Source organism: Dellaglioa sp. CoH-55-MRSF-8, from assembly GCF_056782195.1.
This window is the reverse complement of sequence record NZ_JBXAYH010000079.1, coordinates 1-444: the sequence shown is the minus strand read 5'-3', so window position 1 is coordinate 444 and position 444 is coordinate 1. Positions and strand designations below refer to the sequence as shown.

The 444-nt window shown below is 52.3% G+C and carries 1 protein-coding gene; it reads right to left on the bottom strand.

Features of this window, described 5'->3' with window-relative positions; all coding sequences use genetic code 11:
* A partial coding sequence (locus AC1RPW_RS07995) for a hypothetical protein (protein WP_481769442.1) occupies positions 1–267 on the bottom strand: 267 nt, incomplete at its 3' end.
* Positions 268–444: the final 177 nt, after the last annotated feature.

The window sequence follows — 444 nt, the reverse complement described above, 5'->3', positions numbered from 1 at the left end:
GTTCACCTCAATAAATCCAAGACGCGTGTCCACGACTCCGTTCTTGAAAGGGTTGAATTTGTACAACATGGTGGCACGTACCGCATACGTACCGGCCTTAAGCTGTTTGGGGACTGGCACATTCATGTACTCCAGTGACAGCCCATTGTCCGCTACGTCCGTGTACTCAGGATACTTATACACGGTGCGGCCGTTCATGTCAGTCAAGTACATGCTGTAGACGGCACGTCGATGCGTCTTGTTGACTATGTTCAGGGGTACGTGCATCGGCACGTAACCTCCCGGAGATGCGTAGTACGTCTGACTGATTTCTATACGTGTTTCTGGTTGGGGCTCTAGGGCCCAAAAGCAAGCAACCCCCAGAAGTGCGGCCATCGCCCAAGGCGAGGCCCTTGTAATCCAACGATCAATCACTTGCCCGATGCTGCTAATTTTTGGACCATC